The sequence below is a fragment of the Streptomyces sp. DH37 genome (assembly GCF_029813835.1).
Taxonomy (GTDB): Bacteria; Actinomycetota; Actinomycetes; order Streptomycetales; family Streptomycetaceae; genus Streptomyces.
The window spans coordinates 92,339-117,410 of the sequence record NZ_JARVKV010000001.1 but is presented as its reverse complement, the minus strand read 5'-3'; the positions used below and the strand labels follow the sequence as shown (position 1 = coordinate 117,410).

General features: G+C 75.0%; 23 protein-coding genes. 7 read left to right on the top strand and 16 right to left on the bottom strand.

Translation table 11 applies throughout. From position 1 onward, the window contains the following. Positions 1-63 precede the first annotated feature (63 nt). A complete protein-coding gene (locus QC029_RS00470; RefSeq protein WP_279553227.1) occupies positions 64-612 on the bottom strand; it encodes a thiol-disulfide oxidoreductase DCC family protein in 549 nt (182 codons plus the stop codon). Then, a complete protein-coding gene (locus tag QC029_RS00465) occupies positions 609-1,016 on the bottom strand; it encodes a hypothetical protein (protein WP_279553226.1) in 408 nt (135 codons plus the stop codon). The genes QC029_RS00470 and QC029_RS00465 overlap by 4 nt, the downstream gene beginning before the upstream one ends. Positions 1,017-1,307: 291 nt before the next feature. Here QC029_RS00465 and QC029_RS00460 point away from each other — a divergent pair, with 291 nt between their 5' ends. From QC029_RS00460 to QC029_RS00440, 5 genes are all read left to right on the top strand, one after another. After that, positions 1,308-1,784, top strand: a complete 477-nt coding sequence (locus tag QC029_RS00460; RefSeq protein WP_279553225.1) for an NUDIX domain-containing protein — start codon at positions 1,308-1,310, stop codon at positions 1,782-1,784. 79 nt (positions 1,785-1,863) lie between these two features. Continuing rightward, positions 1,864-3,597, top strand: coding sequence for an ABC transporter ATP-binding protein (locus QC029_RS00455; RefSeq protein WP_279553348.1), 1,734 nt, complete (start codon positions 1,864-1,866; stop codon positions 3,595-3,597). Further along, positions 3,597-5,519: an ABC transporter ATP-binding protein gene (locus tag QC029_RS00450; RefSeq protein WP_279553224.1), complete on the top strand. Its 1,923-nt coding sequence runs from the start codon at positions 3,597-3,599 to the stop codon at positions 5,517-5,519. Before QC029_RS00455 ends, QC029_RS00450 begins: the two co-directional genes overlap by 1 nt. 79 nt (positions 5,520-5,598) lie before the next feature. Continuing rightward, positions 5,599-5,829 (top strand): hypothetical protein, encoded by a 231-nt coding sequence (locus QC029_RS00445; RefSeq protein WP_336621549.1) that lies wholly within the window; start codon positions 5,599-5,601, stop codon positions 5,827-5,829. 87 nt (positions 5,830-5,916) lie between these two features. After that, positions 5,917-6,405, top strand: coding sequence for a hypothetical protein (locus QC029_RS00440; protein WP_336621548.1), 489 nt, complete (start codon positions 5,917-5,919; stop codon positions 6,403-6,405). 58 nt (positions 6,406-6,463) lie between these two features. Here QC029_RS00440 and QC029_RS00435 read toward each other — a convergent pair whose 3' ends face one another. From QC029_RS00435 to QC029_RS00425, 3 genes are all read right to left on the bottom strand, one after another. Continuing rightward, a complete protein-coding gene (locus QC029_RS00435) occupies positions 6,464-6,793 on the bottom strand; it encodes a hypothetical protein (RefSeq protein ID WP_279553222.1) in 330 nt (109 codons plus the stop codon). A 99-nt stretch (positions 6,794-6,892) separates the two neighbouring features. Beyond that, positions 6,893-7,090 (bottom strand): hypothetical protein, encoded by a 198-nt coding sequence (locus tag QC029_RS00430; protein ID WP_279553221.1) that lies wholly within the window; start codon positions 7,088-7,090, stop codon positions 6,893-6,895. A 136-nt stretch (positions 7,091-7,226) separates the two neighbouring features. Beyond that, complete coding sequence (locus tag QC029_RS00425) at positions 7,227-8,105, bottom strand: alpha/beta fold hydrolase (RefSeq protein WP_279553220.1); 879 nt, start codon at positions 8,103-8,105, stop codon at positions 7,227-7,229. A gap of 121 nt (positions 8,106-8,226) precedes the next feature. On the opposite strand from QC029_RS00425, the gene QC029_RS00420 reads away from it, so the two are divergent. Next, the gene (locus QC029_RS00420; RefSeq protein WP_279553219.1) at positions 8,227-10,206 is read left to right on the top strand and encodes a BTAD domain-containing putative transcriptional regulator; all 1,980 of its coding nucleotides are present in this window, start codon (positions 8,227-8,229) and stop codon (positions 10,204-10,206) included. A gap of 40 nt (positions 10,207-10,246) precedes the next feature. On the opposite strand, the gene QC029_RS00415 is transcribed toward QC029_RS00420, so the two are convergent. The 3 genes from QC029_RS00415 to QC029_RS00405 form a co-directional block, all read right to left on the bottom strand. Further along, positions 10,247-10,666 carry a PPOX class F420-dependent oxidoreductase gene (locus QC029_RS00415; RefSeq protein ID WP_279553218.1) on the bottom strand — a complete coding sequence of 140 codons (420 nt, stop codon included), beginning with the start codon at positions 10,664-10,666 and terminating at the stop codon, positions 10,247-10,249. A gap of 184 nt (positions 10,667-10,850) precedes the next feature. Next, positions 10,851-12,527, bottom strand: a complete 1,677-nt coding sequence (locus QC029_RS00410; protein ID WP_279553346.1) for a family 16 glycoside hydrolase — start codon at positions 12,525-12,527, stop codon at positions 10,851-10,853. 230 nt (positions 12,528-12,757) lie between these two features. Continuing rightward, a complete protein-coding gene (locus QC029_RS00405) occupies positions 12,758-15,244 on the bottom strand; it encodes a ThuA domain-containing protein (RefSeq protein ID WP_279553217.1) in 2,487 nt (828 codons plus the stop codon). Positions 15,245-15,542: 298 nt separating this feature from the next. Here QC029_RS00405 and QC029_RS00400 point away from each other — a divergent pair, with 298 nt between their 5' ends. Then, entirely contained in the window at positions 15,543-16,568 is a 1,026-nt protein-coding gene (locus QC029_RS00400) for a multicopper oxidase domain-containing protein (RefSeq protein ID WP_279553216.1), read from the top strand. A 90-nt stretch (positions 16,569-16,658) separates the two neighbouring features. Here QC029_RS00400 and QC029_RS00395 read toward each other — a convergent pair whose 3' ends face one another. From QC029_RS00395 to QC029_RS00360, 8 genes are read right to left on the bottom strand one after another with little or no spacing between them, the layout of a single operon-like run. Further along, positions 16,659-17,672: a sugar phosphate isomerase/epimerase gene (locus QC029_RS00395; protein WP_279553215.1), complete on the bottom strand. Its 1,014-nt coding sequence runs from the start codon at positions 17,670-17,672 to the stop codon at positions 16,659-16,661. A 52-nt stretch (positions 17,673-17,724) separates the two neighbouring features. Beyond that, positions 17,725-19,119, bottom strand: coding sequence for a nucleotide pyrophosphatase/phosphodiesterase family protein (locus tag QC029_RS00390; protein WP_279553214.1), 1,395 nt, complete (start codon positions 19,117-19,119; stop codon positions 17,725-17,727). Next, positions 19,116-20,300 (bottom strand): metabolite traffic protein EboE, encoded by a 1,185-nt coding sequence (gene eboE / locus QC029_RS00385; RefSeq protein ID WP_279553213.1) that lies wholly within the window; start codon positions 20,298-20,300, stop codon positions 19,116-19,118. The genes QC029_RS00390 and eboE overlap by 4 nt, the downstream gene beginning before the upstream one ends. Positions 20,301-20,303: 3 nt before the next feature. Then, the gene (locus tag QC029_RS00380; protein WP_279553212.1) at positions 20,304-21,152 is read right to left on the bottom strand and encodes a TatD family hydrolase; all 849 of its coding nucleotides are present in this window, start codon (positions 21,150-21,152) and stop codon (positions 20,304-20,306) included. Further along, the gene (locus QC029_RS00375; RefSeq protein WP_279553211.1) at positions 21,122-21,844 is read right to left on the bottom strand and encodes an EboA domain-containing protein; all 723 of its coding nucleotides are present in this window, start codon (positions 21,842-21,844) and stop codon (positions 21,122-21,124) included. Before QC029_RS00375 ends, QC029_RS00380 begins: the two co-directional genes overlap by 31 nt. Then, positions 21,838-22,719 (bottom strand): sugar phosphate isomerase/epimerase, encoded by an 882-nt coding sequence (locus tag QC029_RS00370; RefSeq protein WP_279553210.1) that lies wholly within the window; start codon positions 22,717-22,719, stop codon positions 21,838-21,840. The genes QC029_RS00375 and QC029_RS00370 overlap by 7 nt, the downstream gene beginning before the upstream one ends. Beyond that, entirely contained in the window at positions 22,716-23,618 is a 903-nt protein-coding gene (locus QC029_RS00365) for an SCO3242 family prenyltransferase (RefSeq protein WP_279553209.1), read from the bottom strand. The genes QC029_RS00370 and QC029_RS00365 overlap by 4 nt, the downstream gene beginning before the upstream one ends. Further along, positions 23,615-24,853, bottom strand: a complete 1,239-nt coding sequence (locus QC029_RS00360) for an inositol-3-phosphate synthase (protein ID WP_279553208.1) — start codon at positions 24,851-24,853, stop codon at positions 23,615-23,617. Before QC029_RS00360 ends, QC029_RS00365 begins: the two co-directional genes overlap by 4 nt. Positions 24,854-25,072: the final 219 nt, after the last annotated feature.

The window sequence follows — 25,072 nt, the reverse complement described above, 5'->3', positions numbered from 1 at the left end:
TCGGGCGGCTCGGCCGCGGCGTCCTCGCGTGCGGGCTTCGGTGCTGCTTCCACACGGGTGAGCCTAATCGGGCGCGGGACAGGTTCCCCCACAGGCCGGGGGGAGGGCGGGCGGCGGGGCCTGGCCAGTACGGGTCCAGCCCGCGTCGGGGTCGTAGGTCCAGCCGTCGGAGGTGCGGTAGACCCGCCCGCCCCAGGCGCCGTCCCCCTCCGGCCGCCGGGTCGCCCGGCGGTACCTCGCCGCGGCGAGCACCGCCGCCCGCGCCAGCGGCGCGCCCACCGGGGTGCTGAGCCGGTGGGCCGTGGGCCGGTGGTCGGCCAGGGCCCACAGGCACACGATCCAGGCGGCCGGCCCCCGGTAGACCTGCCCGCCGTCCCCCACGACCGTGATCTCCTCCAGGGTGCGGCCGTGGTCGAGTTCCGGCAGCCGCCGCCGCGCCTCGTCCGAGCCGGCCGGCACCAGGTCCAGCGGAACGAGCTGGCGCTGCCGAGCCAGCCAGTCGCGGACGTGGCGGCACAGCGGGCAGCCCGCGTCGTACAGCACCGTCAGCCGGTGGACCGGGACGCGCGTGGCGTCCCGGTCCGCGGCGGTCGTCCCGGTCACGCCCGTCACGCCCCGGCGGCCGGAGCGGTCCAGCCCTGCGGCGGCACCGGGGGCGTCTGCTCCCGCTCCATCGCGCCCCGCCGCCGGACCCGGTTGAGCACGTAGACGTTGCCCAGGTGCAGCACGCCGAGCACCAGCAGCACCACGCCCAGCCGCCCGGACAGCGCCTCGAACACGCCCCTGGTGCTCTCCACCGGCGTCCCGATCCTCAGGTACAGCGCGACGAAGCCGAGGTTGACGAGATAGAAGCCGACCACCAGCAGGTGGTTCACGGCACCCGCGAGCTTCTCGTTCCCGCGCAGGACGTCCTCCAGGAAGAGCTGTCCGTTCCCGCTGAGCGTGCGCGCCACCCAGATGGTCAGGCCGATGCTGACGGCCAGGTAGACGACGTATGTGACCACAGTGAGGTCCATGCCCCCACCCTTCGTGAAGCGCTCTTTGAACGTGTTCAAAAAGCTGTTGGCACGGACTGTAGACCTGTTCTTGAACACGTTCAAGTCGGTTGCGCGCAGCGGGTGATGGGCCCGCGCGCCCCGGCCGGGGGCGGTCCGCACCGCCGGGCGCGGGCGCCTCCCCCGCCGGGACCGGCGCGTGCGTCATCGTGAACGGCGACGGCCGCCGCGCCGGCTCCGCACCGGGGAGCGGCGGCGCGGGCGGAACGCAGACGGAGCACGGAACCCCTCACCGAAGGAGAAGGAGACGGCGTGAAGAGGCTCATCGCCCGGATCTGGCACCGCGTCGGCGGCTCGCTGCAGTGGCGCCTGCTGTGGCTCGCGAACCCGACGTTCATGGTGGGCGTCACCGGCGTCGTGCGCGACGGGGAGGGCAACGTGCTCCTCCTCAGGCACCGCATGTGGCGCGAGGACCGCCCGTGGGGCCTGCCGACGGGCTACGCGAAGAGGGGCGAGACCCTCGAGGACACGGTCGTCCGCGAGGTGCGCGAGGAGACCGGGCTGGACGTGCGCGTCGGCGGACTCGTCCGGCTGCGGAGCGGGTACCGGCTGCGGATGGAGGTGGCCTACGAGGCCCTGTCCACCGGCGGCGCCCTCAGGATCGACCCCCTCGAGATCCTGGAGGCGAGGTGGTTCGCGCCCGGCGACCTCCCCGAGGGGCTGCAGGAGTCCCACCGGGACCTGATCGAGCGGGATATCCGGCTGACTTCCTTCCCGGAGCCGTCGTAGAGTGCCGCGGCGCATGCCGGATGATGGGGCGTCGACGCCCGACGCGGCCCACGACCACACCGACACGGGGGACCACCGCTTGCTGACCGCACTGCTGAGGAAACACCTGGCTCCCTACCGGGGAGCGATATCCGCCCTGGTGCTGCTGCAGTTCCTGCAGACCTGCGCCACCCTCTACCTGCCCACCCTCAACGCGGACATCCTCGACGAGGGCGTCGTGAAGGGCGACACCGGCCGCATCCTCCTCCTCGGCGCCGTCATGATCGCGGTCACCGTGATCCAGGTGGGCTGCAACGTCGGCGCCGTCTTCCACGGCGCGCGGACCGCGGCGGCGTTCGGCCGGGACGTCCGGGCCGCGGTCTTCGACCGCGTGCAGTCCTTCTCGGCGCGCGAGCTGGGCCGCTTCGGGGCGCCCTCGCTGATCACGCGGACCACCAACGACGTCCAGCAGGTGCAGACCCTGGTGCTGATGGGGTTCACGCTCATGGTGTCGGCGCCGATCATGTGCGTGGGCGGCATCGTGATGGCCCTCGGGCTCGACGTGCCGCTGTCGGCGGTGCTGGTCGCGGTCGTGCCGGTGCTCGGCATCGCCGTGGGCCTGATCGTACGGCGCCTGCGGCCGCTGTTCCGCACCATGCAGGAGCGGCTCGACACGGTGAACCGGGTGCTGCGCGAGCAGATCACCGGCAACCGCGTCATCAGGGCCTTCGTGCGCGACGCGTACGAGCGCGAGCGCTTCCGCACCGCCAACGCGGAGCTGACCGAGGTGTCGCTGGGCACCGGGCGGCTGCTGGCGCTGATGTTCCCGATCGTCATGACCGTGGTGAACCTGTCGTCCGTCGCCGTGGTCTGGTTCGGCGCGCACCGCATCGACGACGGGGACATGGAGATCGGGGCGCTGACCGCGTTCCTCGCCTACCTCATGCAGATCGTGATGAGCGTGATGATGGCCACCTTCATGTTCATGATGGTCCCGCGCGCGGAGGTGTGCGCCGAGCGCATCGAGGAGGTCCTGGCCACCTCCACCAGCGTGGCGCCGCCCCGGGACCCGGTGCGGGAGCTGGCGCGCCACGGCCACCTGGAGATCCGCGGCGCCGGCTTCCGCTACCCGGGCGCCGAGGAACCGGTCCTGCGCGACGTCCTCCTGACGGCCAGGCCCGGCGAGACCACGGCGGTCATCGGTTCGACCGGCAGCGGCAAGTCGACGCTGCTCGGGCTGGTGGCCCGGCTGTTCGACGCGACCGCCGGCGAGGTGCTGGTCGGCGGCGTGGACGTACGCGACCTGGACCCCGCGCTGCTGGCCAGGACGGTGAGCCTGGTGCCGCAGAAGCCCTACCTGTTCTCGGGTACGGTCGCGACGAACCTCCGCTACGGCAACCCGGACGCGACGGACGAGGAGCTGTGGCACGCCCTGGAGGTGGCCCAGGCGGCCGACTTCGTGCGGCGGCTGGAGGGCGGGCTGGACGCCCCCGTCGCGCAGGGCGGGACGAACGTCTCCGGCGGCCAGCGGCAGCGGCTCGCGATCGCGCGCACCCTGGTGCGGCGCCCGGAGATCTACCTCTTCGACGACTCCTTCTCCGCGCTGGACTACGCCACCGACGCGGCGCTGCGCACGGCGCTGGCGCGGGAGACCGCCGACGCGACGGTCGTGATCGTCGCCCAGCGGGTGTCCACCATCCGCGACGCCGACCGCATCGTCGTCCTCGACGGAGGCCGGGTCGTGGGCACCGGGCGCCACCACGAACTGATGGCGGACAACGGGACGTACCGGGAGATCGTGCTCTCCCAGCTGACGGAAGCGGAGGCCGCCTGATGGCCATGGGTCGGATGATGGCCGCGGGCGGCCCGGACCAGCGGTCGATGGACTTCAAGGGGTCCGGCAGACGGCTGCTGGCGCGGTTCGGGCCGGAGCGGGCCACGCTGTACGGGATGCTGCTGGCCGTGGTGCTGAGCGTGGCGCTCTCCGTGGCCGGGCCGAAGATCCTCGGGCGGGCCACCGATCTGCTCTTCGCCGGGATCGTGGGACGCGAGATGCCCGCGGGAGCCGGCCGGGAGCAGGTCCTGGACGGCATGCGGCAGGAGGGCCGGGGCGACGTCGCCGACATGCTCTCGGGGACGGAGTTCACCCCCGGCGAGGGCATCGACTTCACCGCCATCGGCGAGGTCCTGCTGCTGGCCCTGGCGGTGTTCGCCGCCGCCGGTCTCCTGATGGCGGTGGCGACCCGCCTGGTGAACCGGGCGGTGAACAACACCATGTTCCGGATGCGCGCGGACGTGCAGGCGAAGCTGGAGCGGCTGCCGCTGTCGTACTTCGACAGCCGGCAGCGCGGCGAGGTGCTCAGCCGGGCCACCAACGACATCGACAACATCGGGCAGACGCTCCAGCAGACGATGGGGCAGCTGGTCAACTCGGTGCTCACCATCGTCGGCGTCCTGGTGATGATGTTCTGGATCTCGCCGCTGCTCGCGCTGGTGGCGCTGGTCACCGTGCCGCTGTCCGTCGCGGTGGCCAAACGGGTCGGCAAGAGGTCGCAGCCGCAGTTCGTGCGGCAGTGGCGCTCCACGGGCCGGCTCAACGCGCACATCGAGGAGATGTACACCGGGCACGCCCTGGTGAAGGTCTTCGGGCGGCAGGAGGAGTCGGCCAGGACGTTCGCCGAGCAGAACGGGGAGCTGTACGAGGCGTCGTTCAGGGCCCAGTTCATCAGCGGCGTCATGCAGCCGCTGATGTTCTTCGTCTCGAACGTCAACTACGTCCTGGTGGCCGTGGTCGGCGGACTGCGGGTCGCCTCCGGCGCGCTGTCGATCGGTGACGTGCAGGCCTTCATCCAGTACTCGCGGCAGTTCTCGATGCCGCTCACCCAGGTCGCGTCGATGGCGAACCTGGTGCAGTCGGGCGTCGCCTCGGCCGAGCGGGTCTTCGAACTCCTCGACGCCGAGGAGCAGGAGGCCGACCCCGTGCCGGGCGAGCGCCCGGGCACCGTGCGCGGCAGGGTCGGCCTGGAGAAGGTGTCCTTCCGCTACGACCCGGACAAGCCGCTCATCGAGGACCTGTCGCTGACGGTGGAGCCGGGGCACACCGTGGCCGTGGTCGGCCCGACGGGGGCGGGCAAGACCACCCTGGTCAACCTGCTGATGCGGTTCTACGACGTGACCGGCGGGCGCATCACCCTGGACGGCGTGGACATCGCCGCGATGCCGCGCGACGAACTGCGCTCGCGGATCGGCATGGTGCTGCAGGACACCTGGCTGTTCGGCGGCACGATCGCGGAGAACATCGCGTACGGCGCGACCCGCGAGGTGACGCGGGAGGAGGTCGAGGAGGCGGCGCGCGCCGCCCACGCCGACCACTTCGTCCGCACCCTCCCGGACGGGTACGACACCGTCCTCGACGACGAGGGGTCCGGGGTCAGCGCCGGCGAGAAGCAGCTGATCACCATCGCGCGGGCCTTCCTGTCGGATCCGGTGATCCTGGTGCTGGACGAGGCGACCAGCTCGGTGGACACCCGCACCGAGGTGCTGATCCAGAAGGCGATGGCACGGCTGGCCCACGGCCGCACCAGCTTCGTGATCGCGCACCGGCTCTCCACCGTCAGGGACGCCGACGTCATCCTGGTGATGGAGGACGGCTCGATCGTCGAGCAGGGCACGCACGAGGAGCTGCTGGCGGCGAACGGGGCGTACGCCCGTCTGTACAGGGCGCAGTTCGCGCAGGCCGCGGTGGAGGTCGACTAGGCCCGGCAGTCCGGCCGCCCGGCCCCGGGCCCGTGCGCGGTCCGGGGCCGAGGTGCGCCGCCGGCGGCACCGGGCCAGGATGGGAGGCGTGACCGACGAAGCACCGCCGCAGCCCCCGATCGTCGTCTGGGGCGTGACCCCCGGTGACCGGCCGTTCCGCACGGTCCAGATCAGGGGGTTGCCGGCGGGGCTCGCCCGTGACGTCACCGACGTGGTCCGGCTGGCGTACGAGGCGGGCCTGAGCCCGGTGGATCTGGACGATCCGGCCGTCGTGCGGTGGGTCGGCGGGGACAAGTACACCTGGGCCTGAGCGGCCGTCCGTCCCCGCGCGAGCGTGGCGCGGCGGTCACCCTGAGCGGCAGCCGCCGGGCCCCACCGCACCCGACCGGGAGGTTCCATGCCCATGCCCACCACCCGTACGCCGCGCCCGGACGCGGCGACCGTCGCCCGGCGGCTGCCGCTCAGGGTGACCGCCGGGGCGTTCCTGCTCAACTCCGGACTGTCGAAGAGGAACCCCGACGAGGGGACCGCCGAAGGACTGCACGGTTTCGCCTCCGGCGCCTATCCCTTCCTGGAGCGCCTGGAACCCCGGCGGTTGACCGGGCTCCTGTGGAAGGCGGAGGTCGGGCTCGGAGCGGCCCTGCTGCTGCCCGGCGTCCCGGCCGCCGTGGCGGGAGCCGGGCTGACCGCGTTCTCGCTCGGCACGCTCGGCCTGTACCTGTGCACCCCCGGCATGCGGCAGGAGGGCAGCCTGCGCTGGACGGAGCAGGGGCTTCCGCTGGCCAAGGACGTCTGGCTGCTCGGCATCGGGGTGTCCCTGGTGGTCGACGGGCTCGCCGGGGGGCTCACGCCCCGGCGCGCGCCCCGGCACAGGCGCGGGCGGTAGCCGGCCGGCGGACGAACCGGCGGTGCCGTCACCGGCGCCGCCCGCGTCCGGTACGGCCTCAGACGTCGTACCCCCGGGCGGCCAGCCACCGGTGGACCGCCGCCTTGTCGGCGACGCTGATGTGCGCGGGGCCGTCCGGGGCGGGCCCCTCGTCCTCGTTGAACCCGGTGTCGGTGACCCGGGCCGTCACCCAGTCGGCCAGCTCACGGGCGGCCTCGGACGACAGGCGGCCCTGCTTCCAGTCCCGCCCGGCCCGCTCGGCCGCGCCCGCGTCGTAGCGGGCCGCCTCCTCCAGCCAGACCGGTACGAGGCGCTCGGCGACCCGCTCGTCCGCCGGGTCGGCGGGGTCCGCGGGGCCGGCGGGGGAACCGTGGGGGAAATCGTTCATGACACGACGTATGTCCGGCCAGGTCGGGCGCCATGCCCGAATCCCCCCGCTCCGTCCGGGTGGGCCCCGAGCGGGGCCCACCCGGACGGAGCGGGCGGGTCACCGGGGAAGCCCCTCGGCGCCGCCCGGGCCGGCCGCCTCGGGCGCCTGCCACCGCACGGTCCCCGCCACCGGTTCCTTCCGGCGGGCGCACCGGTTCAGCAGCCACACGGTGCCGTTCAGGCCCCAGGTGAGGAGGGCCAGAGCGGCTATGGGCACGACCACGAGGCCGAGGATGAGAAGGATGGTTTCTGTCACGGCGCCTCCTGAAACGACCGGCCTGTGATCGACCGGTGCCCCGTCTGGAGCAGGACACTCCTGCCGGCTCGCGGGGCCGTCGAGGGAGCCTCGCGGCCCGGCCCGGCGGCCCCGCGGGCCCGGCCGTCCCGGTCGCTCAGCGGGCCATGAGGTCCCGCAGGGCCCCGGCGACCTCGGCGGGCGCCTCCTCGGCCATGAAGTGGCCGCAGGTGACGGTGGTGTGCCGCAGGTCGGGCGCCCAGGCCCGCCACAGCGCGGCGGCGTCGTAGCCCAGGGCCGCGCCCCAGTCCTGCTGGAGCACGGTGACCGGCATCCGCAGCCGGTTCCCGGCGTCCCGGTCGGCCCGGTCGTGGTCGGCGTCGATTCCGGCCGAGGCCCGGTAGTCGGCCGTGATCGAGGGCACCGCGCCGCGGCAGGCGTCCAGGTAGGCGGCGCGTACGTCGGCGGGAACGGCCCGCGGGTCGCGCGTCCAGGCGTCGAGGAAGTGGCCGAAGAAGGCGTCCGGACAGGCGGCGATCATCCGCTCGGGCAGGCCGGGCGGCTGGGCCATCAGGTAGAGGTGGAAGCCGACGGCGGCGTCGGCGCCGCGCATCACCTCCCACATGTCCAGGGTCGGCAGCACGTCGAGGCAGGCCAGGTGGGTGACCGCCTCCGGATGGTCGAGCCCGGCGCGGAAGGCGACCAGGGCGCCGCGGTCGTGCCCGGCCAGCGCGAAGCGCTCGTGCCCCAGCGCGCGGGCCAGGGCGACGGTGTCGGCGGCCGTGGTGCGCTTGGCGTAGGCGGTGCCGTCGGTGTCGGCCGGCTTGTCGCTGGCGCCGTAGCCGCGCAGGTCGGGGCAGATGACGGTGTGGTCGGCCGCGAGGTCGGCGGCGACGTGCCGCCACATCAGGTGGGTCTGCGGGAATCCGTGCAGCAGCACGATCGCGGGGCCCGAGCCGCCGATCGCCGTGTTGAGGGACACGCCGTCGGCGACGGGGACGCGCCGGTGGTCGAAGCCGGGGATGGCGGGGGTCATGGTCGCACGCTCTCTTCCGTGGGCGGATGGGATGCTCCGAGCCTGGTGGACGCGGATGAGCACCGGATGAGCGCGCTGTAGCGTGGCGCCCGGGACGGTGTCCCGGAGAGGGTGGTCGCGGGTGCGGGTCGTGTTCGGGGTGCTGGGTCCGGTGACGGCCTGGGACGGCGCCGGGGGCCCGGTCGCGCTGAAGGGGCCGCGGCACCGGGCGGTGCTGGCCCGGCTGGTCGTGGCACGCCGCCGCGTCGTCCCGGTCGCCCGTCTGGTCGACGACCTGTGGGAGGACCCGCCGCCGGACGCGGTGGGCGCGGTGCGCACCTTCGTGGCCGCGCTGCGCCGCGCGCTGGAGCCGGAGCGCCCGCCCCGCGCTCCCGCCCGGCTGCTGGTCACCGACGGTCCCGGGTACGCGCTGCGCGCCGGGCCGGACGAGGTGGACGCCTGGCGCTTCGAACGGGCGGTGGCCGCCGCCGCGGCGCTGCCCCCCGAAGAGGCGGCCGCGCGGCTGGCGGAGGCGCTGGAGTGGTGGCGCGGGCCCGCCTACGCCGACTTCGCCGACCGGCCCTGGGCCCGTGCGGAACGCTCGCGCCTGGCGGAGCTGCGACTGCACGCCGTCGAGCGGCGGGCCGAGGCCCGGCTGGCCCTGGGCCTGGCCGCCGAGGCGGTGCCGGACCTGGACGCGCACGTGGCCGAGCACCCCTGGCGCGAGGACTCCTGGCGCCTGCTGGCGCTCGCGCTGTACCGCGCCGGCCGCCAGGGCGACGCGCTGGCGGTCCTGCGCCGGGCCCGTACGCTCCTGGTCGAGCAACTGGGCGTGGACCCGGGCCCCGCGCTGCGCGGGCTGGAGACCGACATCCTCGGCCACGCCGCCCATCTCGCCCCCTCCCCCGCGCCGCGGGAGGCGGCGGAGCGGGTGTGGGCGCGGACGGCCGCCGCCTACGCGCGTGCCGTGCCGTCCGGCGCCCGGGTCCGGCTGGAGTCGACGGTGGGCCTGCTGCGCGACCTCGCGGTGACCGGGGGCGGCGGTCTGGAGGCGGCCCGCGAGCACCGTGTGGCCGCCGTCGCGGCGGCCGAGGAGCTGGGCGACCCGGAGCTGACCGCCCGGATCATCGGCGTCTACGACGTCCCGGCGGTCTGGACCCGCGTCGACGACCCCGGGCAGGCCGCGCGGGTGGTCGCGGCGGCCGAGCGCACCCTGGCGTCCCTCCCGGCCGCCGGGCACGACGCGGCCCGGGCGCGGCTGCTGGCCACGATCGCCCTGGAGTCGCGCGGCGCGTCCTCCCCCCGCGGGCCCCGGGCCGCCCGGCGGGCGGAGGAGATCGCCCGCCGTCTGGGCGATCCGGCGCTGCTGGCGTTCGCCCTCAACGGCGTGTTCATGCAGACCTTCCACCGCACGGGCCTGGCGCCGCGCCGCGACGGGATCGGCGCCGAACTGGTCGACCTGTCCGCCCGGCACGGCATGCCCGTCCACGAGGTCCTCGGCCACCTCGTCCGCCTCCAGGCGCGCTGCGCCCTGGGGGACTTCGCGGGCGCCGACCGCCACGCGGCCGCCGCGGACCGCCTGGCCGGGCGTCACGAACTGCCGCTGGTGGGCGTGTTCACCCGGTGGTACGCCGCGCTGCGGCTCGACGCGGCCGGCACGGCGCCGGCGGCCGGGGTGGAGGCGGCCTACCGGAGCGCCGCCGCGCGGCTGGAGGGGGCCGGCATGCCCGGACTGGAGCGCGGTCTGCTGCCGCTCGCGCTGCTCTGCCTGCGCGTGCGGCACGGGCTGCCGGTCCTCCGGACCGGCGAGCACACCGACTGGGGGCCGTACGAGCCGTGGGCCCGTCCCCTGGTGCTGCTGGACCGGGGGCGGCGCGGCGAGGCCGCCCGGTCGCTGCGCGCGGTCCCGGACCCGCCGCGCGACCTGCTGTGCGAGGCCCTGTGGTGCCTGGCCGCACGGGCCGCCCTCGCCGTCGGCGACCGGGGGACGATGGAGCGCGCCCACGCCGCGCTCGCCCCCGCGGCGGCCGAACTGGCCGGCGCGGGCAGCGGCCTGCTCACCCTGGGCCCGGTCTCCGGCCACCTGGCCGATCTCGCCGCCGCCCTCGGCCTCCCCGGCTGACCGCGCCCGCCCGCGCGGGGCGGGCGCGGCCGGGGCGGCGTCAGCCGGGCTGGTCGCTGTCCTTCAGGGAGCCCCAGCCGTGCCAGCGGTCGATCTCGATCCAGGCGCTGACGCGGCGGCGGTCCCGCCGGCCGTACGGCTCCCCGAGGTAGTGGCGGGCCAGCCGGTCGATGTCGGCGAGGTCCTCGTCGTCGCGGATCTCGGCGACGCGGCCGATGAGGCTGACGTGCGTGTACCAGTTGCCCTCGTCCAGCACCGTGAGCGTGACGCGGGGGTCGTCGCGCACGTGCCGCAGCCGCTTGCGGGCCTCGTCCATGTTGACCAGCACCCGGCCGTCGTCCCACAGGTACCAGGTGGCGGTGGACACCGGCTGGCCGTCCGACCGCAGTGTCGTGATGACGGCCGGGTTGGCCTTCTCCAGCATGGTCACGGCCGCCTCGGGAAGCGGTGGCTTCGACATCGGTGACACTCCTCGACACATCGCCGTACGCCGTCGGACCGGCATGATCCCGCCCAGCATCACACACCGGCCGCGCCGATCGCGGGAGCACGCACGGGCGTCGGCCCGCACCGGGCCGCCGGGCGCGGCGCCGGCGCCCTCCACCGGTGTGCGGCGGAGGGCGCCGGCGGACTCCTCACCGCGGCTACAGCTCCTTGATCCGGATGTCCCGGAAGGAGACGACGTCGGCCGTGCCATGGGTCTGCAGGCCGATGTGCCCCGAGGCGTAGCGGCGGCCGTCGGTGCCCGGGTCGCCCGCCCGGGGCGGGGAGAACTCCTGGCCCGCGACGTTGTCGAACTCGTTGATCAGCACGCCGTTGCGGAAGACCGAGTAGTGCTGGCCCACCACGCGGATCTCGTACTCGTTCCAGGTGCCCTTCTCCGTGACGCCGGCTCCCCCGAGGCCGACCCGGTCGAACCCGTAGACCGAACCCGTCTTGTACTGGTCGCCGTCGGGTCGGTCCAGGATCTGCACCTCGTGGCCGTACGTGATCGCCACCCACTCGGGGCGGGGCTCCTCGGGGTGGTCGTGTACGTCGGGGAAGCGGACGAAGACGCCGCTGTTGGCCCGGCCCGCCCCCGGCGCGTCGTCACGGAACCGCAGCTTCAGGGAGAAGTCGTCGTACCTCCGCTCCGGGAACCACAGCATGCCCATGCCCGGCACGGTGGTGCTGCTGGTGAGGGTGCCGTCGTCGTTCAGTTCGAAGGCCCCTCCGCCGACGTGCCGCCAGCGGCCGAAGGACTTCTCCGTGCCGTCGAACAGGTCGCGGTAGCCCTGGCCCTGCCCCGGCCTGCCGATGCCCGACTGCCTGGCGGCCCTGTTGACCGCCCTGTGCTCCCGCCCGTCGATCACCCCGTCGTCCAGCAGTCCGTCCGTCACCTTCCTCACGTGCTTGAGGAAGAGGGCGTGGGACGCCCAGTCCTTCTCGTCCTCGATCAGCTCGTTGACGGTGCAGCGGTTGCCGGTGACGCGGTTGGGCACCCCGGTGTCGACGGTCCCGACGACGACGGTGCGGCGCTCGTCCCATTCCGGGCACTGCGGGGCGGGCACCCCGCCCCCCTCGGCCACGGTGAAGGCCACCCGCTTCGCCTCGGAGGTGTTGCCCGCCCTGTCGGTGGCCCGGTGGGCGACGGTGTGGCGGCCCACGCGGTCGACGGTCACCGGGCCGGTGTAGGCGAGGTAGGGGCCGCCGTCGAGCGAGTACTCGGTCCTCTCGACGCCGGAGCCGCCGTCGGTGGCGGTCACCGTCACCTTCGCCCTGCCCACGTACGCGCCGTCGGAGTTCCTCTCGCCCTCCACCGTGGCGGAGGTCTCCGGAGCGGTGGTGTCGCCCGTCGGCGGGGCGGCCACGGTGAACTCCACCGACTTCACCGCCGAGGTGTTCCCGGCCCGGTCCGTCGCCCGGTAGCGCACGGTGTGCGCGCCCGTCTCGTGCACCGCCACCGGAGCGGTGTACGGCCGGAACTCCCCCTCCCCCACCGCGTACTCGATCGTGCCGACGCCCGAGCCGCTGTCGGAGGCGGTGACGGTGACGGTGGCCGTGCCGAGGTAGGCGCCGTTCGCGTCCCGGTCGCCCGAGACGGTGGCGGAGGTCTCCGGAGCGGTGGTGTCCTCGCCGGGACCGCCGTCCGTGACGGTGAGGATGCCCTCCATCAGGCCGTGGCCGGGGATCGTGCAGTGGTAGCGGTACCGGCCGGGGGTGAGGGTGACCTCGGCGGTGTGCCTGCCGCCGGCGGCGTCCAGGGGGCTGGCCAGGATGTTCAGCGGGACGTCGTTGTTGTACTCCGGGTCGGAGACGTCGAAGGTCAGGGTGTGCGGCATGGCGGTGGTGTTGCCGGTGGCCTCGCTGTTCTCGAAGACGATCGTGGCCTTTCCGGCGACCGCGGTCGCGGGTGCCGAGGCGTACCGCGTGATGTCGTCGCCGGCCGTCCAGGTGAGCACCTGCTCCGCGGTGGGACCGGCCGGCGGGGCCGGCCGGCCGTGGGCCGCCGGGGAGGCCAGGCCGAGGACCGTCAGCAGCGCGGTCACCAGGGCCGTCCAGATCCTCCGGTTCACCGCTCCGCCCCCTCGTCCGTCTTGCTCGTCTCAACTGTCTCGTCTGTCTTGTCAGCCTTGTCCGTTGTCCCGTCCGCGCCGATCAGATCGCCGGGCGGCGGGGTCGCCTCGCCGCCGTGGTAGGTGACGCGCCACAGCGCCGACGCGTCGTCGTAGGTGAAGAAGCCGCGCCCGTAGTCGAGGACGTACAGCGCCCCGTCGGGCCCGAAACGCCAGTCCATGAGGTTGCGGATGCCTCCCCGGCCCACGGGGACGATCCCGTCCAGGCTCTCGGCGTGCACGGGCAGGCCGCCCCTGCCGACCGTCTTCGGGTCGGTGAGGACCGCGTGCCGCGGCTGGTCGCCGTCGTAGAGGTCGCCGACGAACCACTTGCCGTCCCAGTACTCCGGCCACTTGTGCGCGCTGCCGCTTCCGGCGTCGTGGCGGTAGACGGGCCCGTTCATCGCGGCCTGGCCGCCGCCCCTGAGCCACGGGAGCAGCAGCTCCTGCTCCTCCAGCCGGTAGCTGGGTACGCCGTCGGCGTCGCGCGGGAAGTCGGGGGCGCCGCCCTGGGGGGAGTACCAGATGGTGTTGGAGGTGACCGGGGGGAGGTTCACCAGGCCGTCGTTGTGGGGGGACTCGTTCCTCGGGCGGTCGCAGTCGTACCAGCCGAGCGGCTTGCCCGGGTCGGGCAGGTTGCGGTCCCGGTAGGGCTGCTTGTTGCCCATGCAGAACGGCCAGCCGTGGTTGCCCGCCCTGGTGATGGCCGCGAAGGTGTCGTACTTCGCCGGTCCCCACACGGGGCTGGGCGCGGAGGCGTCCGGGCCGACCCACCCGGCGTGGAGGACGTCGGTCTCCCGGTCGACGGCGATGCGGGCCGGGTTGCGGACGCCCATGACGTAGATCTCGCCGCGGGTCTTGCCGCCGCCCTCGTCCTGCTCCCTGCCCGTGAAGAGGTTGCCCTCGGGGATGGTGTACGTCCCGTCGTCCTCGGGGTGGATGCGCAGGATCTTCCCGTTGAGGTTGTTGGTGTTGCCGGAGGTGCGGCGGGCGTCGGCGAAGGCCCCGCCCCGGAAGTTCGGTTCCGGGTTGTTGCCGGAGTAGCCGTCGCTGAAACCGGAGGAGTTGTTGTCGCCGGTGGCGATGTAGAGGTTGCCCTTGGAGTCCCAGGCCATGCCGCCGCCCGCGTGGCAGCAGCTGTGGATCTGGACGGGCCACTTCAGCAGGACCTTCTCCGAGGAAAGGTCGAGCCGGTTCGTCCCGGGGTCCAGGGTGAAGCGGGAGACCCGGCGCTCGGCCGTGCGCGTGTCGCGGTCGATCCGCGAGTGCGGGGTCCAGTGGAGGTAGACCCAGCCGTTGTCGGGGAAGTCGGGGTCGAGTTCGATGCCGACCAGTCCCTCCTCGTTCTTGGTCAGTTCCCCGCCGCCGCCCTTGTTGCCGAAGACGTCCAGGGTGCCGACGAGGGTGACCTCCCGCGTCCTGGGGTCCCACACGTGGACGGTGCCCTCGCCCCTGCCGATCCCGGGGTCGTTCCAGTCGGTCCTCACCGGGTCCCCGGCGGCGCCGCCGCCGCGGCCGATGTAGAAGACCCGGCCGTCGGGGGCGGTGACGAGCCCGTGCGGTTCGCCGATCTGGTCGGTCCGCCCCGGCTGGTTGGGCCGGGTGAGCCGCTCGGCCTCGTAGTGGGCGGTGATGGTCGCCTTGCAGTCGGCGCGGGCCAGGCGCGTGGTCCACATCAGCGCGCCGCGCAGATGGGTGCGGAAGTCGGTCTCCCGGAAGCTCGCCGCCGTACCGCCCATGGCGGTGTAGAAGGACCGGCCGCCGTCGTAGTCGCGGCACCAGGAGACGGGGTGGTCCCAGTCCCCCGCGTCCGCTCCCGGTCCGCGGGGCTCCTCGCGCACCCGCGCGACCGTGTGCACCTTCCCCGAGGGGTTGGCCTCCCAGTCGATCCACCGGTCGGACCGCTTCCACTCCAGCGGGAGGTCCTTCGTGGCCGGATGCGCGCGGTCGCCGACCTCGACGACGGCGCGTCGCACCGCTTCCGTCCCGCCGGCCGCCGGCCGGGCTCCGACCAGGCCGGTGAACCACGACGAGTACGGTTCGGCGCGTGCCGCGCCGTGGATGCCGAGGAACCCGCCCCCGGCCTCCAGGTAGCTCTCCAGTCCCGCTTCCTGCTCGGGGTCCAGCACGTCCCCGCCGCCGGTGAGGAAGACGACCGCGTTGTACCTGCCGAGCCTCTTCGAGGAGAAGACCGAGGCGTCGTCGGTGGCGTCGACCCTGAAGCGCTCGGCGGCGGGGCCGGTCCTCCCGATCCGTTCGACGGCCTCGATCCCGGCGTCCACCGTCGGCGGTTCCTCGCCGGCGGAGGCGTGGAAGACCAGGACGCGGACGTCCTCCCCACCCGGCGGGGACGCCAGGCGGAGCTTCGGCGCCGGAGGGTCCGGGTCGAGACGGGCGGCGGCCGGTGTGCCGCCCAGCAGGGTCGCGGTGATGGCGCCGGTCATGAGGGCGGCGAGGAGGCCGCGTCGCTTTCCGAGGTGCAGTGTGCTGGTCCCTCGTCTCGCCGAGGGAAGTCGATGCGGTGCGTGCCGCATGGTCCACTCACCTTCTCCGGTCGTCTCCGGTCGGAGCAACGGCCGTTGAAACTAGACCTCTTTTCGCGGCTCGCCAACAGCTATGACCGACATCGAACAAACTTTGTCTCGAATGTGGACGAACGGAGACCACCGGTCTACCGTGGCGTTGTCCCGCCACCCATGCACCCCGTCAGCCCCCTCCACCGCAGCGCGAGTTGGGAGAGCCATGACCGAGGCAGCCGGCAACATCCCCCGACGCACCTTCAGCCGGCGGTTCCTCGCCGGCGGCGCGGCCGCCGCGGCCGTGGGCACGGCCGTTCCGGTCGCCGGCGCCCCCGCCCCCGCTTCCGCCGCGGGGACGGCCGCGCCCGCGGCCGCGGGGGAGGCGGTCCGCCGGGCGCGGGCCGGGGGCGAGGTCCGCCACATGAGGATGTACGCCGAGCGGCTGCCCGGCGGGCAGATGGGCTACGGCCTGGAGAAGGGCGGGGCCACCATCCCGGGTCCCGTGATCGAGCTGGTCGAGGGCGACACCCTGCACATCGAGTTCGAGAACACGACGGACGTGGAGGTCAGCCTCCATGTGCACGGCGTCGACTACGACATCGACAACGACGGCACCCGGATGAGCCGCAGCACCGTGCCGCCGGGCGGAAGGCGCACCTACACCTGGCGCACCCACGAGCCCGGAAGGCGCAGGGACGGCACCTGGCGGCCGGGCAGCGCCGGGTACTGGCACTACCACGACCACGTCGTCGGCACCGAGCACGGCACCGGCGGCATCCGCAGGGGCCTGTACGGGCCGGTGGTGGTCCGCCGGAAGGGCGACGTCCTGCCGGACAGGCAGTTCACCATCGTCTTCAACGACATGACGATCAACAACAGGGGAGCCGGCGAGACCCCGGACTTCGAGGCGACCGTGGGCGACCGGGTCGAGATCGTCATGATCACGCACGGCGAGTACTACCACACGTTCCACCTGCACGGTCACCGCTGGGCGGACAACCGTACGGGCCTGCTGGAGGGCCCGGACGACCCCAGCCGCGTCATCGACAACAAGATCACCGGCCCCGCCGACTCGTTCGGGTTCCAGGTGAGGGCCGGGGAGAACGTGGGCGCCGGGGCGTGGATGTACCACTGCCACGTCCAGAGCCACTCCGACATGGGCATGGCCGGGCTGCTCCTGGTGGCCAAGCCCGACGGCACCGTCCCCGGCCACGAGCCGCACCACCCCCCGGGGCACGAGCACCCCTGACCGGCCCCGACCCCGCGGGACGTCCCCCTCGCGCGAGCGCGCGAGGGGGACGCGCCGCGCCCCGGTCCGCCGCCCGGTCGTCGCCGGCGCTCAGCAGCCGTCCTCGCGCAGCGAGCGCAGATGGGCGGCGGAGCGGCGGGCGAAGCGGAAGGAGTCGCCGGGGTCGTCGTGTTCGGCGATCCAGTGGTGGTCGCGGCGGCGGGAGAGCCGCTCGACCCCGCCGATGAACCGCTGGTAGTCGATGTCGCCGTCGCCGACGTCCGTCATGCGGTAGCCGTCGCGGGCCGACGGGTCGCTCTCGCCGTCCTTCACGTGGAACAGCGGGTAGCGGTGCGGGGCCGCCAGGACGTAGTCGATCGGGTCGAAGGGCGCGGGGACCCCGTCGGGGCGGGTGCTGAAGCGGAACTGCCCGCAGTACGCCCAGTAGACGTCCATCTCCAGGTGGACCAGGTCGGGGTCGGTCTCCGCCAGCAGCACGTCGTACAGGCGCACGTCGGGGCGGTCGCTCGCGAAGGAGAACTCCTCGGCGTGGTTGTGCTGGTAGAACTTCATGCCGCGGGCGCGGGCGGCGGCGCCGTAGGTGTTGAAGTCCTCCGCGGCCCGCTTCCAGGCGTCGACCGTGGAACCGTGGCGGAACGGTCCGCTGGCGGTGCCGATGTGCTTCAGCCCCAGTTCCTGGGCGTCGTCGAGGACCTTCTCCAGGTTGGTGGCGAAGGTGTAGGCGTTCGGGTCCGGGGAGTAGTAGCCGACATGGCTGCCGACGGCCCGCAGCCCGTTGTCGCGGACCAGGCGGCGCAGCCGCCTCAGGGTGATGGGGCCCGCCGAGCCCTGGGAGTAGCCCGCGAACTCGACCTCGGCGTAGCCCTGGCGCCGCAGCTCTTCGAAGACGCGGGCGAAGCCGACGGTGGAGACCTGGTCGCGGAGGCTGTAGAGCTGGACGCCGAGCCTGTCCCGGGGGACGAGCGGACCGCCGGGACGGCGGGACGCGGCCGCCGCGGTACCGCCGGCGGCCGCGCCGAGGAGGGCGGCGGCGGCCGTCCCGGCGGCGACGCCGAGGAGGCCGCGGCGGCGGATGAGGTGGGCGAGTTCGTCGTGTGAGGTCACGTCGCGGCTCCTTGGGCGGGTCCGGGTGGACGGGTGCGGTCGGGGGCGGCGGTCAGGAGAGCCCGGCGAGGCCGAGCAGGAGGCCCTTGACGTCGGTCGCCGCGACGGGGCCGCCGACGGCGCCGGGGCGCGAGCAGATCAGGACCGGCCCGTCGTCCTCGCCGGCGGGCAGGCGTCCGTGGCTGCCCCGCACGGGCGAGGGGTCGAGGGGGACGACGGCCATGCGGTAGCGCATCCCGAGCCTCTTGCGGGCCAGGGCGGCGGCGGCGCGGACGCGGACGTACGGGTCGAGGGGGTCCATGAACAGCTCGGCCGGGTCGTAGCCGGGTTTGCGGTGGATCTCGACCGTCCGGGCGAAGTCGGGGGCGCGGTCGTCGTCGAGCCAGTAGTAGTAGGTGAACCAGGCGCCGGGTTCGGCGACCGCCACCAGTTCCCCGGAGCGCGGGTGGTCCAGGCCGTGGGCCTTCTTGCCCTCCTCGTCGAGGAGCTCGTCCACGCCGGGCAGGCCGGCGAGGACGGCGCGCGCGGCGCCGAGGTCCTCGGGCCGCTTCACGTAGACGTGGGCGATCTGGTGGTCGGCGACGGCGAAGGCGCGGGACGCGCCGGGATCGAGGTACTCCATGCCGTCCTGGGTGTGGACCTCCAGGAGCCCGGCCCGGCGCAGCGCCCGGTTGACGTCCACGGGCCTGCTGACGGGGGTGATGCCGTACTCGGAGAGGACGACGACGGTGCGGCCCTCGGCGCGGGCGTCGTCCACCAGCGGGGCGAGGGTGCGGTCGAGTTCGGCCGCGGCGGCGAGGGAGCGCGGGTCGTCGGGGCCGTGGCGCTGGAGGTCGTAGTCCAGGTGGGGGACGTAGGCGAGGGCCAGGTCGGGCCGGCGGGTGCGGAGGACGTGGCGGGTGGCGTCGGCGATCCACCGCGAGGAGGCGAGGCCGGCCCCGGGACCCCAGTACTGGAAGAGGGGGAAGGCGCCGAGCGCGTCGGTCAGTTCGCCGTGGAGCTCCGGGGGCCGGGTGTAGCAGTCGGGTTCCTTGCGGCCGTCGGCGCGGTAGACGGGGCGCGGGGTGACGGTGATGTCGGTGTCGGCGCCCATCGCGTACCACCAGCAGATGTTGGCCACGGTGTAGCCGGGGTGGGCGCGGCGGGCGGCGTCCCACAGCCGGTCGCCGCCGACCAGCCCGTTGTGCTGGCGCCACAGGAGCACCTCGCCGAGGTCGCGGAAGTACCAGCCGTTGCCGACGACGCCGTGCCCGGCGGGGGTGGTGCCGGTGAGGAAGGTGGCCTGGACGGAGCAGGTGACGGCGGGCAGGACGGTGCCCAGGGGCGCGTACGACCCGGTGTCCGCCAGGTCGCGCAGGCGGGGCATGTGCTCCAGCAGCCGGGGCGTCAGCCCGACGACGTCGAGGACGAGCAGGGGGGTCGGGCGGCGGCTCGCGGCCGGGGTCACGGCAGCTCCTTCAGTCCCAGTTCGGTCAGCAGGTCGCGGGCGAGGTCGAGTTCGGCGGCGATGCCGTCGGCGAGCTGGGCCCGGGTGCGGGGCCGCAGCGCGGGCGGGAGGGCCTGCCAGGTGTAGGTCTCGACCTCCAGGTGGCGGGTGAGCGGTTCGGGTCCGCCGACGAGCCGGGCCAGGGTGTCGCGCAGGACCGGCAGGGTGGAGGTGAGCGGCGGCTCGGGCGCGGCGTGCAGGGGGACATGGAAGTGGGCGCGCCAGGGGCCGGTGGCGGGCAGGGGACCGTCGTCGGCGAGGGCCCGGTCGAGGTCGTCGGTGCCCAGGACGGTGCCGTCGGGGGTGCGGACGCGGGTCTGGTGCAGGAACCGCGGTTCGGCGAAGGCGGCGAGCGCCTTCCGTACGGACGCCTCGCGCGGTTCGTCGGCGTGCAGGGCGGCGGAGAGCTGGGCCTTGACGACGGGGACGCCGGCGGAGGCCAGGCCGTCCAGGGCCTCGTCGGGGTCCTCGAACTGGGTGGCGAGGTGGCAGGTGTCCAGGCAGAGGCCGACGCGCTCGCGCGGCGGGGCGCCGGGGGCGGTGAGGGCGCGGACGGCGTCGGCGGTGGTCTCGACGGTGCAGCCGGGTTCGGGTTCGAGCCCGACGCGGATGGAGCGGCCGGTGAGTTCGCCGAGGGCGTCGAGCCGCCGGGTGAGGGTGGTGAGCGCGCCGCGGGCGGCTTCCGCGCGCCGCGCGTCGAAGCCGGTGCGCCAGGCCAGCGGCAGGGTGGAGACGCTGCCCTCGGTCACGTCGTCGGGCAGCAGCGCGGCCAGGAGGCGGGCGAGGTCGGTGGTGTGCTCCAGCCGCTCGGGCTCGGTCCAGTCGGGCCGGTACACGCGGTGCTTGACGACCTGGTCGCCGAAGCCCCGGTACGGGAAGCCGTTGAGGGTGACGACCTCCAGGCCGCGGTCGTCGAGCTCGGAGCGCAGCGCGCGCACGGCGGCGGGGTCGGAGGTGAGGGCGCGGGCGGCGTCGCGGGCCAGCCACAGGCCGATGCCGAGGCGGTCGCGGCCGAGGCGGCGGCGTACGGGCTCGGCGTGCTCGCGGAGCTGGCGGCGCACCCCGTCGAGGTCCTCGGCGGGATGGACGTTGGTGCAGTAGGCGAGGTGGACGGTGGAGCCGTCGGGGTGGCGGAAGCGCACGGCTCAGCTCCCCCCGCGCAGGATGGAGTTGCCCTCGTGGGTGGCCCCGGGCTCCTCCACGTCCAGGTCGAGCCGGCCGCTGAGCCCGTAGAAGGCGACCGGGTTGCGCCACAGCACCCGGTCGACGTCGTCCTCGTCGAATCCGGCGGCGAGCATGGCCTCGCCGACCCGCCGGGTCTTCAGCGGATCGCTCCTGCCCCAGTCGGCGGCCGAGTTGACCAGCACCTTCTCCGGTCCGTACTCCTTGAGGACCGCGACCGTGCGCTCCTCGTCCATCTTGGTGTCGGGGTAGACGGAGAAGCCGAGCCAGCAGCCCGCGTCCCTGGCCTCCTTCACGGTCGTCTCGTTGAGGTGGTCGAGCAGGACGCGCTCCGCCGGGAGCGCCGACTCCCGTACGACGTCGAGGGTGCGCAGCAGTCCGGCGAGCTTGTCGCGGTGGGGGGTGTGGACGAGCGCGGGCAGGCCGTGGTCGGCGGCGAGCTGGAGCTGGGCGGCCAGGGCGGCGTCCTCGGCCGGCGTCATCGAGTCGTAGCCGATCTCCCCGACGGCGACGACCCCGTCCTTGGGGAGGTAGCGGGGCAGCACGTCCAGGACGGGGAGGCAGCGCGGGTCGTTGGCCTCCTTGGGGTTCAGGGCGATGGCGCAGTGGTGGGCGATGCCGTACTGGGCGGCGCGGAAGGGCTCCCATCCCAGGAGGGAGTCGAAGTAGTCGAGGAAGCTCTCGGGCGAGGTGCGGGGCTGGCCGAGCCAGAAGGACGGTTCGACGACGGCCCGGACCCCGGCGGCGCGCATGGCCTCGTAGTCGTCGGTGGTGCGGGAGGTCATGTGGATGTGCGGATCGAAGATGCGCATCGGTCCTCCTCGGGGCGGGGGGTGGAGGCGGTCAGGTCCAGCACGCGGTGGAGGTCGTCCGGGACGGGACGGCCGGCGGCCGTGCGCTCGCGGGCGTGGTCGCGGAGCATGCGCGCCAGCTCCGCGTCGCCGCGGGCGCGGTCGGCCAGGGCGGCGACGGCGGCCACCGGCACCCCGGTGAACAGGCACTTCAGGACGGCGTGCCGCCAGGCGTGGGCGTCGAGGTGGTCGGCGGCGTACGGGCCGACGGCGGCGGCCACCAGCCGTGTGTCGTTGGTGCGCAGGGCGTCCTCGACCAGCGGCACGGCGGCGTCGCCGACGTCGAGGTACGGCAGGGCGAGCAGGACGGCGCGCCGCTCGGCGGCGGTTCCGTGCGCGTACAGCCGCGCCGCGCGGGCGGCGTCCGCCCCGGCCGCGTGGAGCAGCAGCACGCGCGCGGCGTCGGCCGCCTCCCCGGCGGCAACGGCGGCGCCGGTCGGCGGCGCGGGGGTGGAGGGGCGGCAGTGGCGGCCGGCGGACGCGAAGTGGAGCTCCCAGGCGGCGGGGCGCGCGTCCGGCTCCTCCTCCGGTCGGTCCCGCGCCGCTCGCGCGGCCTCGGCCAGCGCGCGGTCCAGCCACTCCCGGGCGGCCCGGTCCAGCCGTGCGGTGAGGTCCTTGCGGAGGCCGGCGACGGCGTCGCGGCGGGTCAGCACGGCACGCCTCCGGCGATCCGGTCGGTCTCGCGGAGGAAGGCGAGGGACGCGGCGGCCAGATCGGGGCCCGCGTGGGAGCCGCGGGGCAGTTCGACGCCGACCAGGCCTCCGTAACCCGCCTCGTGGAGCGCGACCAGCACCGGCCGGAAGTCGATCTCCCCCTCCCCGAAGGGCAGGTGCTCGTGGACCCCGCGGCGCATGTCCTCGATCTGGACGTGGCGCAGCCAGGGGGCGGCGGCGCGCACGCAGTCGGCGGGCGGATCCGGCTCCAGGCACTGGCAGTGGCCGATGTCCAGCGTCAGGCCCAGTCCGTCCGGGTCGCCGAGGTCCGCGCGCAGGCGGTGGAAGCCGGCCAGGTCCTGGAGGAGGTGGCCCGGTTCGGGTTCGATCGCGAGCGGCACGCCCGCGGAGCGGGCCGCGTCCAGGACGGGGGCGACGGCCTCCGCCAGGCGCTTCCAGGCCGTGTCCGGGTCGGTGCCGGGCGGGATGCGGCCGCTGAAGCAGTGCACGGCCGTCGCGCCGAGGTCGGCCGCGATCCGGACGGCGGTCAGCAGCAGCCCGGTGCGCGCGCCCCGGGCCCGGGGATCCGGGTCGAGGAGGGTGGGGTGGTGCTTGCGGCGGGGGTCGAGGACGTAGCGCGCCCCCGTCTCGACGGCCACGCCCAGTCCCAGGCGCTCCAGGCGGCGGGCGACGTGCCGTGTCCGGGCGGCCAGTTCGGGCGCCGGGGCGAGCGGGTCCAGGTGCATGTGGTCCAGCGTCAGGCCGACGCCGTCGTAGCCGAGGTCGGCGAGCAGCTCCAGGGCGTCGTCGAGCCGCAGGTCGGCGAGTCCGTTGGTGCCGTAGGCGAGTCGCAGGGGGGTGGGCGGTGGGGTCATGTGGGGCTGACCTTTCTCGACAGGCGGCGGGCGATCGGCAGCAGCACGGCCAGCGGCAGCGCGGTCCCCACCGCGCCGGCGCGCGCGGCGAGCGCCGCCTGGAGGGGGATCAGGGCGCGGATGCCGGCGCCGACGGCCCGCTGGGTGAGCTGCGGCGACGGGTTGAGCGCGGCGTGCGCGTACGGCCGGGCGGCGGTCGCTCCGTACGCGGCGCAGAGTCCGGTAACCGCGCACGCACGGAGTCGGCCGGGGGCGGCGGGCCGGCCGGCGACGGCGCGGGAGATCGCGGCGGTGGCGGCCAGCGCGGCCAGCGGCGGCAGGCAGGAGCCGCCCTGCGCCTCCCGCCGGGAGACGGAGGTGACGGCCAGGGTGTGCGCGCCCAGCAGCGCGGCCGGCGGCAGCGCACCGCGCACCGCGCGCCGCGCGTTCGCCGGGGCCGTGGCCGTGGCCGCCGCGCCGAGGAGGAGGTCCAGGGCGCGTGCGGCGGCCATGGCGACGGGTCCGGCGGGGGTGTTCTTCAGCTTGAGGTCGTAGGCCCAGACCGCGCCGGCGAGGGCGCCCGCGGTGGCGAGGGCGGGGCGGCCGGCCGCGGCGGCGAGGGCCAGTCCGGCGGCGGTGAGCCCGCCCGCGGCCGCCAGTGCGGCGCCGGGCGCGACGCGGCCCGAGGGCAGCGGGCGGCGCGGCCGTTCGACGGCGTCGGTGTCGCGGTCGGCCCAGTCGTTGAGCGCCATGCCCGCCTCGTAGAGGCAGAGGGAGGCGCCGGCGGCGAGCGCGGTGCCGCGTCCGGGCGGGCGGCCAGCCGCCGCGGCGCCCGCGAGGGCGTCGCCGGGCACGGTGACCAGGGCGGAGACCCTCAGCAGTTCGGCCCAGGCCCGCGACCGGCCGCTCAGGGGGGTCACGCGTGCTCCCGGAGCCGGTCGGCGAGGGCCAGCAGCGCCTGCCACTGGTCCGCCAGCGAGGAGGACGCGCCCGGGTACGGGTCCTTGAAGAAGAAGCCGAGTTCGGGGAGGGGGCCCGAGAGCCCGGCGGCGTGGGCCGCGGCGGTCAGCCGGGCCAGGTCGAGGACGAGCGGGGCCGCGAGGGCGGAGTCGCAGCCCTGCCAGATCGTCTGGAGGACCATCCGCGAGCCGAGGAAGCCCTCGAAGGCGACGTGGTCCCAGGCCGTCTTCCAGTCCCCGAGGGCGGGCACGTTGTCGATGTGCAGCTCCCCGTCGGGGAGTTCGCCCAGGGTGTCGGAGAGGACCCGGGCCTTGCCGGCGTTCTTGGCGGCCGCGGCCGCCGGGTCGGCGAGGGCGGCGCCGTCCCCGCCGCCGAGGAGGTTGGTGCCGGACCAGGCCCGCACCCGCAGGGCGCGCTGCCGGAACATCGGCGCGAGCACCGACCGCAGCAGCGTCTGCCCGGTCTTGCCGTCGCGGCCCGTGTACGGGAGCCCGGAGCGGGCGGCGGCGGCCGCCAGGGCCGGGTGGCGCAGCCCTGCGGAGGGGGTGAAGTCGACGTAGGGGCAGCCGGCGCGGAGGGCCGCCGCGGCGTAGAGGGAGCTGGGCGGCAGCCGGTCGCCGCCGCCCGCTCCGGGTGCCGGTTCGGTGGAGGCGACGTTGACGACGACGGTGCGCGCGAGTCCGCGGCCGGAGGCGAAGGCCGTGAGGTCGGCCGCGAAGGCGTCGGCCAGCTCCTCGTCGGTCCGGCGGTCGCCGGGTCGGGGCCCGCCGGGGCGGATCGCGGCGTCGGCCGCGGCCAGTTCGGCGTGCACGGCCCCGGGCAGTCCGTGCGGCAGCACACCGCCCGCCGCCAGGGCCTCGGCACGCTTGGGCAGAGGGCAGTCGGCGGTGTCGTGGCCGCCGAAGACCAGGGTCTCCAGGGGCGGGAGTCCGCAGCCCTCGAAGGGTTCCGTCTCGGTGACCATGCCGGCGGGCGGGTGCAGCCCGGCGGTGATCGCCGCCCAACCGGCCACCACGGTGGTCGCGACGGACCCCCGGGCTCCGATCAGCCAGACGCCGGTACGGGGTGCCTGGTCGACGGGGGTGCCGGCGGGGGTGTCGGCGGGGGTGTCGGCAGGGGCGCCGGCAGGGGCGCCGTCGGCGGGACGGGGGGACACGCCGCCCGAGGCGGGCTGGCCGGAGTGGTCGGTGGTCATGGGCTGCCTCCCGAGCGATGAGTGGCACGGCGTTGCTCCGGTGCGGTGGTGCGCGGTGGTGCGGCGCTTCGGTGACGCGGTGACGCGGTGACACGGTGACGCGGTGCTTCGGTGACGCGTGGCCGGGCGGCCGGGCGCGCCGCACGGCGGGGCGGCGGGGTCGGCGGCGGGGAGTCGGCGGTCTCCCCGCCGCCGTGGCCGCCGCCGGTCCCTCTCGGG

Excerpts from the sequence above, each read along its gene's own strand:
- QC029_RS00425 (WP_279553220.1), bottom strand. The coding sequence starts at position 8,105 with ATGACCCCCGCCATCCCCGGCTTCGACCACCGGCGCGTCCCCGTCGCC.
- QC029_RS00435 (WP_279553222.1), bottom strand. The coding sequence starts at position 6,793 with ATGAACGATTTCCCCCACGGTTCCCCCGCCGGCCCCGCGGACCCCGCC.
- QC029_RS00440 (WP_336621548.1), top strand. The coding sequence starts at position 5,917 with ATGCCCATGCCCACCACCCGTACGCCGCGCCCGGACGCGGCGACCGTC.
- QC029_RS00450 (WP_279553224.1), top strand. The coding sequence starts at position 3,597 with ATGGCCATGGGTCGGATGATGGCCGCGGGCGGCCCGGACCAGCGGTCG.
- QC029_RS00360 (WP_279553208.1), bottom strand. The coding sequence starts at position 24,853 with ATGACCACCGACCACTCCGGCCAGCCCGCCTCGGGCGGCGTGTCCCCC.
- QC029_RS00370 (WP_279553210.1), bottom strand. The coding sequence starts at position 22,719 with ATGACCCCACCGCCCACCCCCCTGCGACTCGCCTACGGCACCAACGGA.
- QC029_RS00400 (WP_279553216.1), top strand. The coding sequence starts at position 15,543 with ATGACCGAGGCAGCCGGCAACATCCCCCGACGCACCTTCAGCCGGCGG.
- QC029_RS00405 (WP_279553217.1), bottom strand. The coding sequence starts at position 15,244 with ATGACCGGCGCCATCACCGCGACCCTGCTGGGCGGCACACCGGCCGCC.
- QC029_RS00410 (WP_279553346.1), bottom strand. The coding sequence starts at position 12,527 with ATGCCGCACACCCTGACCTTCGACGTCTCCGACCCGGAGTACAACAAC.
- QC029_RS00465 (WP_279553226.1), bottom strand. The coding sequence starts at position 1,016 with ATGGACCTCACTGTGGTCACATACGTCGTCTACCTGGCCGTCAGCATC.
- QC029_RS00380 (WP_279553212.1), bottom strand. The coding sequence starts at position 21,152 with ATGCGCATCTTCGATCCGCACATCCACATGACCTCCCGCACCACCGAC.
- QC029_RS00415 (WP_279553218.1), bottom strand. The coding sequence starts at position 10,666 with ATGTCGAAGCCACCGCTTCCCGAGGCGGCCGTGACCATGCTGGAGAAG.
- QC029_RS00445 (WP_336621549.1), top strand. The coding sequence starts at position 5,599 with ATGGGAGGCGTGACCGACGAAGCACCGCCGCAGCCCCCGATCGTCGTC.